Source organism: Alcanivorax sp. HI0044 (assembly GCF_001634945.1).
Map to the genome: position 1 here is coordinate 1 of NZ_LWEZ01001435.1, position 1,562 is coordinate 1,562.

General features: G+C 61.5%; 3 protein-coding genes. 2 read left to right on the plus strand and 1 reads right to left on the minus strand.

What is annotated here, in order from left to right; translation table 11 throughout:
• A partial coding sequence (locus A3730_RS21255; protein ID WP_197477562.1) for a substrate-binding domain-containing protein occupies window positions 1-247 on the minus strand: 247 nt, incomplete at its 3' end.
• 272 nt (window positions 248-519) lie between these two features.
• Here A3730_RS21255 and A3730_RS21260 point away from each other — a divergent pair.
• The gene (locus tag A3730_RS21260) at window positions 520-1,080 is read left to right on the plus strand and encodes a TRAP transporter small permease subunit (protein ID WP_063519539.1); all 561 of its coding nucleotides are present in this window, start codon (window positions 520-522) and stop codon (window positions 1,078-1,080) included.
• A partial coding sequence (locus tag A3730_RS21265) for a TRAP transporter large permease subunit (protein WP_156501291.1) occupies window positions 1,080-1,562 on the plus strand: 483 nt, incomplete at its 3' end. The genes A3730_RS21260 and A3730_RS21265, both read left to right, overlap by 1 nt.

Below are 1,562 nucleotides of genomic sequence, written 5' to 3' on the forward strand. Positions count from 1 at the left end.
ATGCGTTGGTGATGTCCGGGTGCTGGGTGCCCACGCCCTGACAGAACAGCTTCATGCCGCCGCCAGAACCGGTAGATTCGATTTTCGGGGTGGCGTTGCCGGTACGGCCAAAACGCTCAGCCACAACGGTGGCGAACGGGTAGACCGTGGAAGAACCCACGATAGAGATAGTGTCACGCGCCATGGCGGTGGTCGGTACGCTAGCCAGAGCCAGCGCTGCCGCGGCACCTGCCAGTGTTGTTTTCATCTTGAAGTTCACAGTAAAAGCCTCCTAGTTACATGGCACCGGCGCTGGTAAGGAAAGATCCACCCCGGTTTATTCTTAACAACAAGTCTTGCAAGCCAGTTCATGTTTCAGCACAGCGCATGCTAGAGAGGGTTTGTTACAGCCACATTACAGCGAGATCGCATTCAGGCTACACGCATCATGCACCACGCCCAACCGGGCATGTAGGCTGAATGCGTGCTGCCTGTGGCGTTTTCCGTATAATGCCCATTTTCACCGATCTCCCGACAATAATGAGAAAACAGCGCCTACAGCACTGCCAACAAGGGCTTACCGCCTTCACCATCGCCATCGGCCGCGGCAGCGCCTGGCTGGCCCTGCTGCTGGTGCTGGGCATGGTGCTGGTGGTGGTGCTGCGCTACGGCTTCGATATCGGCAACATCGCCCTGCAAGAGTCCCTGACCTACCTGCACGGCAGCCTGTTCATGCTGGCCATCGCCTACACCCTGGCCGAAGACGAGCATGTCCGGGTGGATGTTCTTTACCAGCGCTTCAGCCCGCGCGGCCGGGCCTGGGTTAACCTGCTGGGCACCCTGTTGCTGCTATTTCCGGTGTGTGCCGCCATGTTCTGGTTGTCACTGGACTATGTGGCCAGCAGCTGGCGCGAGCAGGAAGGTTCCGCCAATGGCGGCCTGCCCTTTGTCTATCTGCTCAAGACCCTGCTGCTGGTGCTGCCCGCGCTGCTGACCGTTCAGGCCATCGCCGAACTGTTACGCCACGGCCTGACGCTACTGGGCGCCAGCCCACCCGCCAGGATCAGCGAACACGACCAGCACCCGGAGGAGGGCCTGTGATGGAATGGCTCCCGCTGCTGATGTTCGTGGCTGTCTGCCTGGTGTTGCTCACCGGCTACCCGGTGGCCTTTGCTCTGGGCGGCACCGCGCTGCTGTTTGCGGCCGGCGGCATCCTCACCGGCACCTTTTCCCCCTCGGACCTGACCTTTGTGCCCAACCGGCTGTTCGGCATTATCGAGAACAGCACCCTGATGGCGGTACCGCTATTCGTGTTCATGGGGGTAATGCTGGAAAAATCCCGGGTGGCGGAGAAGCTGCTGTCCAGCATGGGTCAGCTGTTCGGCCCGTTACCCGGCGGAATGGGGCTGGCGATCATCCTGGTGGGCGCCCTGCTGGCCGCCAGCACCGGCATTGTGGGCGCCACCGTAGTCACCATGGGCCTGCTGTCGTTACCCACCATGCTCCGTCAGGGCTACCAGCCGCAGCTGTCCACCGGGCTGATCTGCGCCACCGGCACGCTTGGGCAGATTATTCCGCCGTCG